Origin of the sequence: Pseudomonas sp. BRM28, assembly GCF_002939405.1 — a bacterium.
Taxonomy (GTDB): domain Bacteria; phylum Pseudomonadota; class Gammaproteobacteria; order Pseudomonadales; family Pseudomonadaceae; genus Aquipseudomonas; species Aquipseudomonas palmensis.
In genome coordinates this window covers 4,264,267-4,279,992 of the sequence record NZ_PEFV01000001.1, presented here as the reverse complement: position 1 = coordinate 4,279,992, position 15,726 = coordinate 4,264,267, and the positions used below count along the sequence as shown (strand labels likewise).

Sequence of the window (15,726 nt, the reverse complement as noted above, 5' to 3'; positions counted from 1 at the left end):
GAATTCAGTAGTGCTGTGATCTCTTTGTAGGAGCCGGCCTTGCCGGCGAAGCCCGCGACCCGGTTGCAACCCGGTGCGCGGTGGTCGCTTCGCCAGCAAGGCTGCTCCTGCAACCATCAGATGTTCTGCCGCTCACCCTTCGGATCAAAGAACACCGAGGCGCAGATCTCGGCCTCGATCACGCTGCCATCGGCCTGCGGCGAAAACACCCGCTCGCCCATGCGTTTGAGCCCGCCCTTGACCACCCCCATGGCAAACGAATAGCCCAGCGAGTTGCTCGCGTAGCTCGAGGTCACGTGCCCCACCATGTCCATCGGAATCGGCTGTTTGGGGTCCAGCACCAGCTGCGCGCCCTCGGGCAACCACTGGCTCGGGTCCACCGGCTTGAGCCCCACCAGCTGCTTGCGGTTCTCGCGCACGCAGTCTTCCCGGTTCATGCCGCGCCAGCCGATCCACGAGAACGGCTTGGTGCGCCCCACGCACCAACCCATGTTCAGGTCGTCCGGGGTCATCGAGCCGTCGGTGTCCTGGCCGACAATGATGAAACCCTTCTCGGCGCGCAGCACGTGCATGGTCTCGGTGCCATAGGGGGTGAGGTTGTACGCCTTGCCGGCGGCGACGATCTGCTCCAGCACGCCCATCGCGTAATTGGCCTGCACGTTCACTTCATACGACAGCTCGCCGGTGAACGAGATTCGGAACACCCGCGCCGGCACCCCGCCCACCAGGCCCTCCTTCCAGCTCATGAACGGGAAGGCGTCCCTGTCCAGGTCGATGTCGGTCACTTCAGCCAGCAGCTTGCGGCTGTTGGGCCCCGACAGGGTCAGCGTGGCCCAGTGGTCGGTGACGGAGGTGAAGTACACCTTCAGCTCCGGCCATTCGGTCTGCTGGTAGATCTCCAGCCATTGCAGCACCCGCGCCGCGCCGCCGGTAGTGGTGGTCATCAGGAAGTGGTTGTCGCCCAGGCACGCGGTCACGCCATCGTCGAAAACCATGCCGTCTTCCTTGCACATCAGGCCGTAGCGCGCCTTGCCCACGTCGAGCTTGGTCCAGGCGTTGGTGTAGATGCGGTTGAGGAACTCACGGGCGTCCGGGCCCTGGATGTCGATCTTGCCCAGGGTCGAGGCATCCAGCAGGCCGACGCTGTCGCGCACCGCCTTGCATTCGCGGGCCACCGCCGCCTGCAGGTCTTCGCCGCCGCGGGGGAAATACCACGGGCGCTTCCACTGGCCGACGTCCTCGAACTCGGCGCCGTTCTTCACATGCCAGGCATGCAGCGCGGTGAAGCGCACCGGCTCGAACAGGTGGCCGCAATGGCGCCCGGCCACCGCGCCGAAGGTCACCGGCGTGTAGTTGGGGCGAAACATGGTGGTGCCCATCTGCGCAATGCCGATGCCCAGCGAGCGTGCGGCGATCGCCAGCCCGTTGATGTTGCCCAGCTTGCCCTGGTCGGTGCCGAACCCCAGCGCGGTGTAGCGCTTGACGTGCTCCACCGACTCGAAGCCTTCGCGGGTGGCCAGTTCGATGGCGGCCGCAGTCACATCGTTCTGCTGGTCGACGAACTGCTTGGGTGCCCGCGCGGTGTTGCGGTCATGGGGCACCTGGAACAGCGCCACGGTAGGCTCCTCCGGACGCACCAGCACCTTGGGCAGAACGCCCTCCACTGCCTTGAAACCGGCCTCGGTGGCCGCACGCACGCCGCCTTCGAACCCGTCGGCCAGCGCATCGCCCAGGGCGAACACGCCATTGACGCCACCCACGCACACGCGCTTCTGCGGCGCGTCGCCGGGCACGAAGCCGAGAATGTCGTCGCGCCACAGCGGCTTGCCGCCCAGGTGCGAAGCCAGGTGCACCACCGGGCTGTAGCCGCCCGACGTCGCCACCAGGTCGCAGTCCAGCCATTCGCCGGGGCTGGTGACCTGGTGTGCGGCCACGTCGATGGCTGCCACCCGCGCTGCCGTCACATGCTTGCTGCCGCGCGCCTCGATCACCGCGCTGGAGGTGAGGATGCGAATGCCCTTGGCACGTGCCTCCTCCACCAGCGAGCCACGCGGGTTGTGCCGCGCATCGGCGACCGCGACCACCTTGAGCCCGGCGTCGTGCCAGTCCAGCGCCACGCGATAGGCGTGGTCGTTGTTGGTCGACAGCACCAGTTTGCGCCCCGGCGCCACGCCATAACGGCGCACGTAGGTAGATACCGCGCCGGCGAGCATGTTGCCCGGCACATCGTTGTTGCCGTACACCAGCGGCCGCTCGTGGGCGCCGGTGGCCAGCACCACACGCCCGGCGCGCACACGGTGCATGCGCTGGCGCACCTGGCCGATGGGTGCGCGGTCGCCCAGATGATCGGTGAGGCGCTGGTGGATCGTGAGGAAGTTGTGGTCGTGGTAGCCGTTGACCGTGGCCCGCGCCAGCAAGGTGACCTCGGGCATGCCCTGCAGCTCGTCGATCACCTTGGCCACCCACTCGGCGGCGGGCTGGCCGTCGAGGGTCTCGCGGGTATCGAGCAGGCTGCCGCCGAACTCCTCCTGCTCGTCGGCCAGGATCACCCGCGCCCCGCTGCGCCCGGCTGCCAGTGCCGCAGCCAGCCCGGCGGGGCCTGCGCCCACCACCAGCACATCGCAGTGGTGGTTCATGTAGTCGTAGCTGTCCGGGTCGTTTTCCAGCGGCGAACGGCCCAGGCCCGCGGCCTTGCGGATGTACTTCTCGTAGGTCATCCAGAACGACTGCGGGTACATGAACGTCTTGTAGTAGAACCCCGGCGGCATCAGCTTGCCGCCGACCTTGCCGAGGATGCCCATCACGTCGGTGTTCACGCTGGGCCAGCCGTTGGTGCTGGTGGCCACCAGGCCGGCGTACAGCGCCTGCTGGGTAGCGCGCACGTTGGGTACCTGGGTGGCCTCGCTGGCACCGATCTGCAGGATCGCGTTGGGCTCTTCGCTGCCGGCGGCGATGATGCCGCGTGGGCGCGAGTACTTGAAGCTGCGCCCCACGATGTCGACGCCATTGGCCAGCAGCGCGGCGGCCAGGGTGTCGCCCTGGTAGCCCTGGTAGCGCTGGCCGTTGAAGGTGAAGTCGAGGACCTGGCTGCGGTCGATACGACCGCCGTTGGGCAGACGATAGCGCTGGCTCATACCTTTTCTCCCTGGCCGGTGACAGCCAGCTGCGGGACGTTTTCCTGGGCGCGCGCCTGGGGCCTGGCACCAATCGGATAGGTTTCGAGAATCTCGTAGGTCACGGTGTCGCGGGTGGCGTTGAAGTACTGGCGGCAGCCCGCGGCATGGATCCACAGCTCGTGGTGCAGGCCGCGCGGGTTGTCACGAAAGAACAGGTAGTCGCCCCACTGCTCGTCGGTGCAGGCATTCGGGTCCAGCGGGCGCGGAATGTGCGCCTGGCCGGCGGCATGGAATTCTTCCTCGGAGCGCAGCTCGCCGCAGTGGGGACAGAAGATGTGCAACATGGAGTGTCTCCTGTTAGTGGGCGACAGCGGCAGCGCCGTGCTCGTCGATCAGGGCGCCGTTATGGAAACGGTCGATGGAAAACGGCTTGGCCAGTGCATGCATCTCGCCGGTGGCCAGGCTCGCGGCGAACACGTGGCCCGAGCCCGGCGTGGCCTTGAAACCGCCAGTGCCCCAGCCGCAGTTGAAGAACATGTTCGCCACCGGGGTCTTGGAGATGATCGGGCAGGCGTCCGGGGTGGTGTCGACGATGCCGCCCCACTGGCGGTTCATGCGCACCCGCGACAGGATCGGGAACATCTCGACGATGGCCTGCAGGGTATGTTCGATCACCGGGTACGAACCGCGCTGGCCGTAGCCCACCCAGCCGTCGATGCCGGCGCCGATCACCAGGTCGCCCTTGTCCGACTGGCTGATGTAGCCGTGCACCGCGTTGGACATGATCACGCTGTCGATGATCGGCTTGAGCGGCTCGGACACCAGTGCCTGCAGCGGGTGCGACTCGATGGGCAGGCGAAACCCGGCCAGCCTGGCCATGTGCCCGGAGTTGCCGGCGGTGACCACGCCCACGCGCCGCGCACCGATGAAGCCCTTGTTGGTCTCGACGCCGACCACCGCGCCGTTTTCCTTGCGAAAGCCGATCACCTCGGTCTGCTGGATCAGGTCCACGCCCAGGGCATCGGCGGCACGCGCATAGCCCCAGGCCACGGCATCGTGACGCGCCACGCCGCCGCGGCGCTGCACGGTGGCGCCGAGAACCGGATAACGGGTGTTCCTGGAGCAGTCCAGGTGCGGAATCTCGTCGGCCACCTGCTTGCTGTTCAGCAGTTCGCCGTCCACGCCGTTGAGCCGGTTGGCGCTGACCCGGCGCTCGGAGTCGCGCATGTCCTGCAGGGTGTGGCACAGGTTGTAGACCCCGCGCTGGGAGAACATGACGTTGTAGTTGATGTCCTGGGACAACCCCTCCCAGAGCCTCATCGCGTGCTCATAAAGGTGCGCCGACTCGTCCCACAGGTAGTTGGAGCGCACGATGGTGGTGTTGCGCGCGGTGTTGCCGCCGCCCAGCCAGCCCTTCTCGACCACCGCCACATTGGTGATGCCGTGCACCTTGGCCAGGTAGTAGGCGGTGGCCAGGCCGTGCCCGCCGCCGCCGACGATGACCACGTCGTAGACCTTCTTCGGGGTGGGCGTGCGCCACATGCGCTGCCAGTTCTCGTGGTGGCTGAGCGAGTGCTTGAAAAGGCCGAAGCCCGAATAGCGTTGCATGGTCTGTTACTCCACTCAGCGGTAAACCGGAAAATCCGCACACAGTGCCGACACGCTCCTGGCCACGTCGGCCTCGACATCGGCATCACCCAGGTGGTCGAGGATGTCGCAGATCCAGCCGGCCAGCTCCGTGCACTGGGCCACCTTGAAGCCACGGCTGGTGACGGCCGGGGTGCCGATGCGCAGGCCCGAGGTGACGAACGGCGACTGTGGGTCGTTGGGCACGGCGTTCTTGTTGACGGTGATGTGGGCGCGCCCCAGGGCGGCATCGGCGTCCTTGCCGGTCAGGCCCTGGCGGATCAGGCTGACCAGGAACAGGTGGTTGTCGGTACCACCGGACACCACGTCGAAACCACGCTCGATGAACACCGCAGCCATCGCCCGGGCGTTGTCGATCACCTGTTGCTGGTAGGCCTTGAAGCCGGGCTCCAGGGCCTCCTTGAAGCACACCGCCTTGGCCGCGATCACATGCATCAGCGGGCCGCCCTGCCCGCCGGGGAACACCGCGGCGTTGAGTTTCTTTTCCAGCGCTTCGTTGGCCCTGGCCAGGATCAGCCCGCCACGCGGGCCACGCAGGGTCTTGTGGGTGGTGGTGGTGACCACGTCGGCATAGGGCAGCGGGTTGGGATACAGGCCCGCCGCGACCAGCCCGGCGACGTGGGCCATGTCGACGAACAGGTAGGCGCCGACCTTGTCGGCGATCTGGCGAAAGCGTGGGAAATCGAGGGTTTTGCTGTAGGCCGAAAACCCGGCAATGATCATCTTCGGCTGGTGCTCGACGGCCAGGCGCTCGACCTCGTCGTAGTCGATCAGGCCGGTGCGGGTGTCGATGCCGTATTGCACGGCGTTGTACAGCTTGCCGCTGAAACTGACCTTGGCACCGTGGGTGAGGTGGCCGCCGTGGGCCAGGCTCATGCCCAGCACGGTGTCGCCGGCCTGCAGCAGGGCCAGGTACACCGCGGCGTTGGCCTGGCTGCCGGAGTGCGGCTGGACGTTGGCATAGTCGGCGCCGAACAGCTGCCTGGCACGATCGATGGCCAGTTGCTCGACCTTGTCCACGTGCTCGCAGCCACCGTAGTAGCGCTTGCCCGGGTAGCCTTCGGCGTACTTGTTGGTCAGGCCGCTGCCCTGGGCCTGCATCACGCGCTTGCTGGTGTAGTTTTCCGAGGCGATCAGTTCGATGTGGTCTTCCTGGCGCTGTTCCTCGGCGTTGATCGCCGCCAGCAGTGCATCGTCGTAACCCTGGATCTGGTCGTGCTTGGTGAACATCGCATCTCTCCCGGCAGTGGCATGGACAGCGCCCTTTGGCTGCGATGGTAGGGCTGGCGCGGGCCGTCCAGATGCCTGCGCACGCCACGCAAAGGTGCGTTTACGACATGGCCCTTGTAGTCGGCGATTTGATAGTTGGTTTAGAGTGCTTGCCTGCGTCGACCACAGGACAGTGCAATGACAGAACAAAGCCAGCAATTTGCCAGCGACAACTATTCCGGCATCTGCCCCGAAGCCTGGGCGGCGATGGACAAGGCCAACCAGGGCCACGAACGCGCCTACGGCGACGACCAGTGGACCGCCAAGGCCTCCGACCACTTTCGCAAACTGTTCGAGACCGACTGCGAGGTGTTCTTCGCCTTCAACGGCACCGCCGCCAACTCCCTGGCCCTGTCGTCCCTGTGCCAGAGCTACCACAGCGTGATCTGCTCCGAGACCGCCCACGTCGAGACCGACGAATGCGGCGCGCCGGAGTTCTTCTCCAACGGCTCCAAGCTGCTCACCGCCCGCAGCGAAAACGGCAAGCTCACGCCCGAGTCCATCCGCGAAGTGGCGCTCAAGCGCCAGGACATCCACTACCCCAAGCCACGTGTGGTGACCATCACCCAGGCCACCGAAGTGGGCAGCGTGTATCGGCCTGAAGAGCTCAAGGCGATCAGCGCCACCTGCAAGGAGCTGGGCCTTAACCTGCACATGGACGGCGCGCGCTTCAGCAATGCCTGCGCGTTCCTGGGCTGCTCGCCGGCCGAACTGACCTGGAAGGCCGGCATCGACGTGCTGTGCTTTGGCGGCACCAAGAACGGCATGGCGGTGGGCGAGGCGATCCTGTTCTTCAACCGCAAGCTGGCCGAAGACTTCGACTACCGCTGCAAGCAGGCCGGGCAGCTGGCGTCGAAGATGCGCTTTCTGTCGGCGCCGTGGGTGGGGTTGCTCGAAGACGGTGCGTGGCTGCGCCATGCGCAGCACGCCAACCACTGCGCGCAGTTGCTCAGCGGGCTGGTGGCGGACATCCCGGCGGTGCAGTTGATGTTCCCGGTAGAAGCCAACGGGGTGTTTCTGCAGATGCCGGAGCCGGCACTGGAAGCGCTGCGCGCCAAGGGCTGGCGGTTCTACACCTTCATCGGCAGCGGCGGCGCACGGTTCATGTGCTCGTGGGACACCGACGAGGCACGGGTGCGCGAGCTGGCGGCGGATATTCGTGCGGTAACGCTGGGTCGCTGATGGCCCCTTCGCCGGCAAGGCCGGCTCCTACAGACACCGCCAACCTGTAGGAGCCGGCCTTGCCGGCGAAGCAGTCACCCTGATCTAGAGCCTGAACCCACCCATCTGCCGCGCCAGGTCATCGGCCAGCCCGCGCAACGCCTGGCAATCCACCCGACACGCCTCCACCTGCGCCACCGTCTGGCGCGCCAGGTCGGAAATCCCCTGCACGTTGCGGTTGATCTCCTCGGTCACCGCCGACTGCTCCTCGGTGGCCGTGGCCACCTGCAGGTTCATGTCGGTGATGTGTTCCACCTGCCCGGTAATGGTGGTCAACGACGCTCCGGTCTGCTGGCTCGACGCCACGCCGGTGCCGGTCGCCGCCTGCCCCGCCTGCATCGACGCCACCGCGCTGCCCGCCCCCTGCTTGAGGCGCTGGATCATCTGCTGCACCTCGTCGGTGGACACCTGGGTTCGCTGGGCCAGGGTACGTACCTCGTCGGCCACCACAGCGAAGCCACGGCCCATCTCCCCGGCCCGCGCCGCCTCGATCGCCGCGTTCAACGCCAGCAGGTTGGTCTGCTCGGAAATGCTGCGGATCACCGCCAGCACCTCGTCGATGGACGCCACCTCCTGTGCCAGTTGGCCAACCGCACTGGCCGCCACGCCGATCTCGCCCGACATGCCTTCGATGTGCGCAATCGAGCGCTGCACCACCTCGCGCGCCTGCAACGCTTCGGTGCGCGCGGTCTGCGAGGCGTGCGCGGCCTGGCCGGCATTCTGCGCGATGTCCTGCACGGTGAGGCCCATCTGGTGCACGGCAGTGGCCACCATCTCGGTCATCTCCTGCTGGCGATGGGAGCGCGCGGCGGTGTCCTCCACCACCGCGCTCACCTGCCCCACGGCGCTGCGCAGGTGCTCGGTGGTGCGCAGCACCTCGCCGATCAGGTCGCGCTGGCTGTCCAGAAAACGGTTGAAACCCCGGGCCAGGTCGCCCAGTTCATCGGCCCGCGACTCGTCCAGGCGCTGGGTCAGGTCGCCACCGCCCTGGGCAATCGCGGTCAGCGCACCGGTCACCCGGCGCAGCGGGCGCACGATGCCGCGCGCCAGCCATACCACCAGCAGCAGCGACAGCAACGCCACCGCCGCGCCGATCAGGCTGGTGAGCCACACGGCCTGGTTCACCTGGGCGTAGATCTGCGCCTCGGGCACCTCGGCCACCAGGGTCCAGTTCAGGTCGCGCAGCGGCAGGCTCAGGGCCAGGTAGGTCTCGCCATCGCGCTCGAAGCGGCTCTGCTGCAGGCCCTCGTGCGGGGTCAACGCACGCTGGGCGGCGCCTTCGCCGATCTGCTCGGCCAACTGGCGCTTGCCGCTGAACTCGGACTGCGGGTGCACCTGGATCAGTCCATCGCCGCGCACCAGGAACACCCGGCCGCGCTCACCGAAACTGAAGTCGTGGATCAGTTGGGACAACTCGGTCATGCGCAGGCCCAGCCCGGCAATGCCCACCAGCTGGCCGGCTTTTTCCACCCGAAAGTCGATGAACAGCGCCAGGTCGCCACTGCTGATGTCCGTGTCGATATTGAGCAGGCGCGGCTTGCCACTGTCGATGAACCCGAAGAACCACGAGTCCTTCGGGTTGTCGCGGCTCAAGGTGCGGTCCAGACCGCCCTGGTTGTAGTAGTGATTGCTGCGCGTGGCGGCGAACAGCGCGGTGAACGCCTGGTTGTGCACACGCACCGACTCCAGGTACTCGACGAACGCACCGGCCTGTTCGGGGGGCTCCCCCGCTGCCAGCCAGTCGCGCAACAGGGTGTTGTTGGCAATGTCGGCCGCCGCCGTCAGAGGCCGGCCCAACATGCGCTCGATATCGTTGCGCATGGCCTCGATGCTCGCCGGCAGCGCCGTCTCCACCAGGTAGCGCTCGGTCAGTCGATTGACCGCCACGGTGTAGATACCAACCACGATCAGAATGCTCGCCACCAGGGCCGCGCCCATGCTTGCGATCAATTGCCACTGGATACTGCGCCGCCAGAACTGCATGAATTTCCCCTGAGTTAAACCAGCCGTGTACCGCGAACACCAGGACAATTGTATACAACAGAAAATACAATGCTAGCAGTCAGCCACACTCGGGCCGCTCACTGCCCCCAGGGGTCAGTGAGCCAGCACAGTAAAGAGGGAATGCACGCGAGGGGGAAATCAGCTGTTGCCGATTGTCCGGGCAATGACGTCGACCGTGGCGCTGACTTGCTCTTGATAACGGTCGAGGGCTTCCTGATGTGCCTGTTGCAGTTCGATCTGCTGCGAGCACAGGTTCAGGGCGGCCAGCACCAGCAACTTGTCGCCGATCAGCGACGGGTACTTGCGCTTGGTATCGGCCAGGGAGGCCTTGAGCATCTGCACCGCCTGCGCCAGGGTCTGCTCCTGACCTTCAGGGGCCTTGATCGAATAGTCATTGCCCATTATCGACACGACATTGATCGACTGCGCGGTGGTCTTCATGCGGTAACGGCGCCGCCACCGGCACGTTCAACCAGCGCCTGGATACGCGCGGCGGTTGCACCTTGCTTCTCTTCCTGCTCCATCAGGCTCAGTTGCAGGCTTTCGTTCTCGTCCTTGGCCTGGGCCAGTTCGTCGCTCAGCTGCGCGTTGCGCTCGGCCAGGTCGAGGTTCTTCTGCACCAGGTCGTTGACCAGTTGCTCCAGTTGACTCAGGGATGTTTCCAGCATGATTGCGTTCTCACGGTTTTTCAGGGGGCGCACACGATAAAGAAATCTCACCGCACTCGCCAGGGATATCGGGGCCAGAGCCTCGACCGGGTGCAGATTGACCCGTCGATCGGCAACCGGTTCCAGCGCTTGGTCGGATGCCGGGGTGAAAAAAATGACCGGTGGTTCACATTTAGTTACATGCCCCCTCAAGTCTGCCCTGATTTGACCGATAGGCAATAAGAGTTGCCCCACGACGCATGGACCGCGCGCATTCCTATTCCCTGCCGGATAAAACCATGTCATTACGTAACATGAACATCGCCCCGCGCGCACTTCTGGGGTTTTCGCTGATCGGCGCCCTGATGCTTGCATTGGGCATCTTTGCCCTCAACCAGATGGGGCAGATACGCAAGGCCGGCGAAGCCATCGAACAGATCAGCGTGCCCAGCATCACCAACCTCGACCAGCTCACCCAACTCACCCTGCGCCTGCGCACGCTGTCCTACCGCCTGCTGCTCAACCGCGAAGCCGCCACCCTGCAGGACACCGTGCAACTGCTGGCCAAGCGCAATGCCCAGATCGACGAAGCGCGCCGGGCCTACGAGCCACTGATCGAAGGCGACGAGGAACGGGGCGCGTACAACCAGTACGTGCAGCTGCTCAACCAGTACCGCCAGCTCGAAAACCGCATGGTAAGCCTGTCGCAGGCCGGTGATGTGGAAGCACTGCGCAGCCTGATCAACCACGACCTGCTCGACAACTCCGAGCAGATCAGCGCAGTCACCGATCGCCTGGTCAAGATCAACACCGATCAGACCCGTGTGACCAACCAGACCGCCGCCACGCAATACGACACGGCCTTCACCCTGGTGATCGTGCTGCTGGTGGCCGCCACCGCACTGACCCTGCTGTGCGCGCTGCTGCTCACCCGCAGCATCGTCAAGCCGATCGACGAAGCGCTGCAGGCGGCCGAGCTGATCGCCGATGGCAACCTGACCAAACCGATCAACACCACCGGTACCGACGAAGCGGCGCGCCTGCTGCACGCCATGGGCAAGATGCAGCACAAGCTGCGCGACACCCTGCAGCAGATTGCCGGCTCCGCCACCCAGCTGGCCTCGGCTGCCGAAGAGCTGAATGCAGTCACCGACGAAAGCGCACGCGGCCTGCAGCAGCAGAACAACGAGATCCAGCAGGCCGCCACTGCCGTCACCGAGATGACCAGCGCGGTGGAAGAAGTGGCACGCAACGCGGTGAGCACGTCCGAGGCGTCCAAGCAGGCCACCCGCTCGGCCGGCGACGGTCGCGACCTGGTCATGGAGACCGTCAGCGCCATCGAGCGCATGAGTGCCGACGTGCAGGGTACTGCCGAGCTGATCGGCAACCTGGCCGGCGAGTCGCGTGACATCGGCAAGGTGCTCGATGTGATCCGCGGCCTGGCCGACCAGACCAACCTGCTGGCCCTCAACGCCGCCATCGAGGCAGCGCGTGCCGGTGAAGCCGGGCGCGGCTTCGCCGTGGTCGCCGACGAAGTGCGCGCTCTGGCCCACCGGACCCAGCAGTCGACCAGCGAAATCGAGCGCATGATCGGCAGCATCCAGGGCGGTACCGAACAGGCGGTGAACTCGATGCGCCACAGCACCGAACGCGCCGAGTCGACCCTGAGCATCGCCCGCGGCGCCGGCCTGTCGCTGGAGACCATCACCACCGCGGTGGCCGAAATCAACGAACGCAACCTGGTGATCGCCAGCGCCGCCGAAGAGCAGGCCCAGGTGGCCCGCGAAGTGGACCGCAACCTGGTGAACATCAACGACCTGTCGGTGCAGTCGGCCACCGGGGCGCACCAGACCAGCGCCGCGAGTGCCGAACTGTCTCGCCTGGCGGTGGGCCTGAACGGCCTGGTCGCACGCTTCAGCGTGTAGGTCGCCACCGGGCCCCGGCGCAGTGCGCGCCGGGCGCCCGGTTTTTTTCGATCGGCCCCCGCTCGCCGTCGAAAACACTATCTCGTCAGACTTATCTAAAGTTGCTCACAAACTATTCCTAATATTAAGTAGGAATATTCACTGCACTTTAACTTCGGCATCAAAAACCTCACGCCGCACGATAACTTTTCGCAATAACCTCCCCGCATTGCAGACTGGCATAAATACCAGTTTACAAATCAGAATGGCTCTACATCGGACATTACAGACACTTTCAGGCAAGTACCTGCGCGCTCGCTGAAAGTGTGTCGTTGTTCCGTTAGTTGCAGCTTCATCTAACCTCATCAGCATTGAAACTTTCGCCCGAATGCCTGGGAACGCCATGAACAATGCGGCACCTGCACCTGAAACGTCAGGCCTGAAGATAGAAACCCGTACCATCCACCCGGTGCCCCTCGACGAGCGTCACGGCAAGGCCTGGCACCTTGGCCCCTTCTGGTTCACCGGCAACTTCGTACTCACCACCATGGTCACCGGCTTCGTCGGGCCCGCCCTGGGTCTGGCCGCCTGGCAGGCGGTGCTGGCGATCCTGCTCGGGGTGGCCCTGGGCACCCTGTGCATGGCCCTGCATGCCAACCAGGGCCCGCGCCTTGGCCTGCCACAGATGATCCAGTCCCGTGCCCAGTTCGGCCTGCGAGGCGCCGTGCTGCCGTTCATGGCGGTGGTGTGCGTGTACATCGGCTTCAACGTGTTCAACGTGATCCTGGCCACCGATGCGCTGACCACTGTGCTGCCGGGCAGCGATGCCTTCTGGTACGCACTGCTGATCGCGGTGGCCGTGGTGATCGCCGTGGTCGGGCACGACCTGCTGCACACCGTGCAGCGCTGGCTCACCTACCTGCTGATCGGCGTGTTCGGCCTGCTCACCCTGGCAGCGCTGCTGTTGCTGGAGGCCGACACCGTTCAGCGCCAGCTGCAGTTTTCCTGGTCGGGCTTTCTCATCCAGCTTTCGGCCGCCGCCGGCTACCAGATCAGCTACTCGGTGTATGTCTCGGACTACTCGCGCTACCTGCCGCCCAGCACCTCGGCGCGCAAGGTGGTGCTATGGACCTATCTGGGCGCCGCAGGCTCTGCGGTGTGGCTGATGTCGCTGGGCGCACTGGTAGCCTCGGCAGTGGTGGCGCCCGAAGCCATCAGCAGCCTGCAACACCTGGGCAACCGCTTCCTGCCCGGCTTCGGCACCTTCGCGATCCTGATGGCGGTGCCGGCGCTGGTGGGCATCATGGCCGTCAACTGCTACGGCGCGCTGCTGACCGGCATCAGCGCGATCACCGCGTTTCGCCCGCTGGCGCCGGGGCTGGCCGGGCGTGCCCTGGGCCTGGGCGGCATCGGCGCGGTGGTATACCTCACCGCCATCGCGTTGCCCGACAGCTACCTCGACAGCTTCAACCTGTTCCTGCAACTGATGCTGTATGTGCTGGTGCCCTGGAGCGCAATCAACCTCACCGACTACTACCTGTTGCGCAAAGGCAACTACGTGATCCCGGCCATGTTCGACCCGGCGGGCGAATACGGCCAGTGGGCCTGGGCCGGCATCCTGGCCTACCTGGGGGGGCTGCTGGCGATGCTGCCCTTCGTGTCGCTGGCCGGCGTGCAAGGGCCGGTGGCGGTGGCGTTGTCCGGCGCCGACCTGGCCTTCGTTCCCGGCTTCATCGTTTCGGCCCTGCTGTACTGGCTCCTGATGCGCCACCCGCCCGGCACCCCGCCGCCCCCGGTCGCCGAGCGCAAGGCGCCGCAGCCATGACCCCATCCCCGCAAACCGTGCGTGTCGGGTGCTACCAGCTGGCGCCGGCCATTGCCAATCCAAGCTACAACCTCGACCGTACCCGGGTGGCCATCGCCGAGGCCGCCGAGCGCGGCGCGCAACTGCTGGTACTGCCCGAGCTGGCGCAGAGCGGCTATGCGTTCTACGACCGCGAAGAGGCCCACGCGCTGTCCGAGCCCCGTGACGGGCCGACCCTCGAGGCCTGGGCCCGGCAGGCCGCCAAGTACCAGATCATCGTGGTGGGCGGCTTCTGCGAGCGCCTGCCCGACGGCCAGGTGGCCAACAGCTCGGTGCTGATCGAGCCCGACGGCCGACGCACCTTCTACCGCAAGGCCCACCTGTGGGACCGCGAAACGCAGATCTTCACCCCCGGCAGCGAGCCGCCGCCGGTGGTGGACACCCACCTGGGGCGCATCGGCATGATGATCTGCTACGACCTGGAGTTTCCCGAATGGGTGCGCCTGGCGGCGCTGCGCGGTGCCCAGCTGCTGTGCGCACCGGTGAACTGGCCGGACACCTCCCGGCCCGGCTTCCAGCGCCCGGCCGAGGTCATCCGGGTTCAGGCCAGCGCCTCGGTCAACCGGCTGTTCGTCATTGCCTGCGACCGCTGTGGCGAGGAGCGCGGGGTTGGCTGGGTGGGCGGTTCGACCCTCACCGATGCCGACGGCTATGTGCTCAAGGGCGGCAAGCGTGTCGGCAAGAAGCAGCTGCTGCTGGCCGACATCAGGCTGGGCCAGGCACTGGACAAGCAGATCAGCGACCACAACCACGTGCTGGCCGACCGGCGCCCTGCGCTGTACCACGAGCTGCTGCGCGACTAGAACTCGATGCGCACGTCACCACGCGGCACGCTGCAGCACGACAGGATATAGCCTTCGGCCTCGTCGTCCTCGGTGATGCCGCCGTTGTGCTCCATGTCCACCTCGCCACCCAGCTTGAGCACCTTGCAGGTGCCGCAGATACCCATGCCGCAGGCCTTGGGGATCATCAGCCCGAGCTTGGCGGCTGCCGCATGCACCGTCTCGCCCGGCGCCACGCGGATGCTCTTGCCGCTGGCGGTGAACTCCACCTGGTGCTGGTCGGCCACGTCCACTTCGGCGGCCTCGGCGGCCTGCTCGGCGTTCTCTACCGCATCGGCCTTGGCCTCGGGCGGCGTGGCGCCGAACGACTCCTCATGGTAGCGCTGCATGTCATAGCCGCTGGCTTCGAGCATGCGCTTGACCGCGTTCATGTAGGGCGTGGGCCCGCAGCAGAAGATCTCGCGTTCCAGGTAATCGGGCGCGATCAGCTCCATCAGCTTCTGGTTCAGGTAGCCGCGATAACCGGCCCATGCCTCGCCCAGGCCATGCTTCTCGCAGATGATGTGCAGGCTGAAGTTGTCGATCCGCGAGGCCATGTGCTCCAGCTCGCGGTGGTAGATGATGTCCTTGGGCGAACGCGCGCTGTGCACGAACACCATGTCGACATTGGCATTGGTGTCATAGAACCAGCGCGCCATGGACATCACCGGGGTGATGCCCACCCCGCCGCTCAGGTACAGCACCCTGGGGCTGGGGAAGTCCATCGCGTTGAACAACCCCACCGGCCCGTGCACGGCCAGCTCCTGGCCTTCATGCAGGGTGTCGTGCAGCCAGTTGGAAACCTTGCCGCCGGGTACGCGCTTGATGGTCACCGAAAAGCTGTAGGGCACCGAGGGCGAGCTGGAGATGGTGTACGAGCGCATGATCGGCTGACCGTCGATTTCCAGCTCCAGGGTCACGAACTGCCCGGGCTTGAAGAAGAACAGGATCGGCTGGTCGGCCATGAAGCAGAAGGTGCGCACATCCCAGGTTTCCTGAATGACCTTGACGCAGCGCACGGTATGCCGGCCGTTGGCCCAGGTCTGAGTGGTCACCGGGTTGAGGAAGTTGTTCGACATGCTCGTCTCCGCGGCCGATCGGGGCCTGTTATGGCGACGATGATGCGCAAGGTGCAGGCGGCGCACATTCCTGTTCGCGACATCGGCGTACTTATCGCGACCAGCCCCCGCCCACAAGGGCTCGCGCGTCGGAAACGGATCTGGCCATGTCGCC

The 15,726-nt window shown here is 65.8% G+C and carries 12 protein-coding genes and 1 pseudogene; 4 read left to right on the top strand and 9 right to left on the bottom strand.

The window, feature by feature from the left end:
* Positions 1–116: 116 nt before the first annotated feature.
* Genes CR917_RS20100 through glyA form a run of 4 tightly spaced genes read right to left on the bottom strand, consistent with a single transcriptional unit; the run spans position 117 to position 5,993 of the window.
* Entirely contained in the window at positions 117–3,134 is a 3,018-nt protein-coding gene (locus CR917_RS20100) for a sarcosine oxidase subunit alpha (protein WP_104572850.1), read from the bottom strand.
* Positions 3,131–3,460 (bottom strand): sarcosine oxidase subunit delta, encoded by a 330-nt coding sequence (locus CR917_RS20095; protein WP_043863636.1) that lies wholly within the window; start codon positions 3,458–3,460, stop codon positions 3,131–3,133. Before CR917_RS20095 ends, CR917_RS20100 begins: the two co-directional genes overlap by 4 nt.
* Positions 3,461–3,473: 13 nt before the next feature.
* On the bottom strand, positions 3,474–4,724 hold the full coding sequence (locus CR917_RS20090) for a sarcosine oxidase subunit beta family protein (protein WP_104572849.1): 1,251 nt from the start codon (positions 4,722–4,724) through the stop codon (positions 3,474–3,476).
* Between the two features lie 15 nt (positions 4,725–4,739).
* A complete protein-coding gene (glyA, locus tag CR917_RS20085; RefSeq protein ID WP_054916001.1) occupies positions 4,740–5,993 on the bottom strand; it encodes a serine hydroxymethyltransferase in 1,254 nt (417 codons plus the stop codon).
* A 177-nt stretch (positions 5,994–6,170) separates the two neighbouring features.
* Between glyA and CR917_RS20080 the strand changes: the two genes are divergently transcribed.
* The gene (locus CR917_RS20080) at positions 6,171–7,214 is read left to right on the top strand and encodes a low specificity L-threonine aldolase (RefSeq protein ID WP_043863633.1); all 1,044 of its coding nucleotides are present in this window, start codon (positions 6,171–6,173) and stop codon (positions 7,212–7,214) included.
* A gap of 84 nt (positions 7,215–7,298) precedes the next feature.
* Here the strand turns inward: CR917_RS20080 and CR917_RS28200 are convergent, their stop codons facing one another.
* From CR917_RS28200 to CR917_RS20065, 4 genes and pseudogenes are all read right to left on the bottom strand, one after another.
* Positions 7,299–8,027, bottom strand: coding sequence for a methyl-accepting chemotaxis protein (locus CR917_RS28200; protein WP_371917280.1), 729 nt, complete (start codon positions 8,025–8,027; stop codon positions 7,299–7,301).
* A gap of 132 nt (positions 8,028–8,159) precedes the next feature.
* Positions 8,160–9,191: pseudogene (locus CR917_RS28195) on the bottom strand (cache domain-containing protein); the annotation flags it as partial.
* A gap of 204 nt (positions 9,192–9,395) precedes the next feature.
* Positions 9,396–9,698, bottom strand: coding sequence for a cell division protein ZapA (locus CR917_RS20070; RefSeq protein ID WP_043863631.1), 303 nt, complete (start codon positions 9,696–9,698; stop codon positions 9,396–9,398).
* Entirely contained in the window at positions 9,695–9,925 is a 231-nt protein-coding gene (locus CR917_RS20065; protein ID WP_043863630.1) for a hypothetical protein, read from the bottom strand. The genes CR917_RS20070 and CR917_RS20065 overlap by 4 nt, the downstream gene beginning before the upstream one ends.
* Before the next feature lie 278 nt (positions 9,926–10,203).
* Here CR917_RS20065 and CR917_RS20060 point away from each other — a divergent pair, with 278 nt between their 5' ends.
* From CR917_RS20060 to CR917_RS20050, 3 genes are all read left to right on the top strand, one after another.
* Positions 10,204–11,829: a methyl-accepting chemotaxis protein gene (locus tag CR917_RS20060; RefSeq protein ID WP_043863629.1), complete on the top strand. Its 1,626-nt coding sequence runs from the start codon at positions 10,204–10,206 to the stop codon at positions 11,827–11,829.
* 382 nt (positions 11,830–12,211) lie between these two features.
* Positions 12,212–13,633 (top strand): cytosine permease, encoded by a 1,422-nt coding sequence (locus tag CR917_RS20055; protein WP_256589727.1) that lies wholly within the window; start codon positions 12,212–12,214, stop codon positions 13,631–13,633.
* Positions 13,630–14,475, top strand: coding sequence for a nitrilase-related carbon-nitrogen hydrolase (locus tag CR917_RS20050; RefSeq protein ID WP_058541803.1), 846 nt, complete (start codon positions 13,630–13,632; stop codon positions 14,473–14,475). Before CR917_RS20055 ends, CR917_RS20050 begins: the two co-directional genes overlap by 4 nt.
* On the opposite strand, the gene gbcB is transcribed toward CR917_RS20050, so the two are convergent.
* Positions 14,472–15,572, bottom strand: coding sequence for a glycine-betaine demethylase subunit GbcB (gbcB, locus tag CR917_RS20045; RefSeq protein ID WP_043863626.1), 1,101 nt, complete (start codon positions 15,570–15,572; stop codon positions 14,472–14,474). The two genes, CR917_RS20050 and gbcB, sit on opposite strands and share 4 nt — an antisense overlap.
* Positions 15,573–15,726 lie beyond the last annotated feature (154 nt).

Coding starts and splice junctions, on each gene's coding strand:
- CR917_RS20100 (WP_104572850.1), bottom strand. CDS start 3,134: ATGAGCCAGCGCTATCGTCTGCCCAACGGCGGTCGTATCGACCGCAGC.
- CR917_RS20095 (WP_043863636.1), bottom strand. CDS start 3,460: ATGTTGCACATCTTCTGTCCCCACTGCGGCGAGCTGCGCTCCGAGGAA.
- CR917_RS20090 (WP_104572849.1), bottom strand. CDS start 4,724: ATGCAACGCTATTCGGGCTTCGGCCTTTTCAAGCACTCGCTCAGCCAC.
- glyA (WP_054916001.1), bottom strand. CDS start 5,993: ATGTTCACCAAGCACGACCAGATCCAGGGTTACGACGATGCACTGCTG.
- CR917_RS20080 (WP_043863633.1), top strand. CDS start 6,171: ATGACAGAACAAAGCCAGCAATTTGCCAGCGACAACTATTCCGGCATC.
- CR917_RS28200 (WP_371917280.1), bottom strand. CDS start 8,027: ATGGTGGCCACTGCCGTGCACCAGATGGGCCTCACCGTGCAGGACATC.
- CR917_RS20070 (WP_043863631.1), bottom strand. CDS start 9,698: ATGAAGACCACCGCGCAGTCGATCAATGTCGTGTCGATAATGGGCAAT.
- CR917_RS20065 (WP_043863630.1), bottom strand. CDS start 9,925: ATGCTGGAAACATCCCTGAGTCAACTGGAGCAACTGGTCAACGACCTG.
- CR917_RS20060 (WP_043863629.1), top strand. CDS start 10,204: ATGTCATTACGTAACATGAACATCGCCCCGCGCGCACTTCTGGGGTTT.
- CR917_RS20055 (WP_256589727.1), top strand. CDS start 12,212: ATGAACAATGCGGCACCTGCACCTGAAACGTCAGGCCTGAAGATAGAA.
- CR917_RS20050 (WP_058541803.1), top strand. CDS start 13,630: ATGACCCCATCCCCGCAAACCGTGCGTGTCGGGTGCTACCAGCTGGCG.
- gbcB (WP_043863626.1), bottom strand. CDS start 15,572: ATGTCGAACAACTTCCTCAACCCGGTGACCACTCAGACCTGGGCCAAC.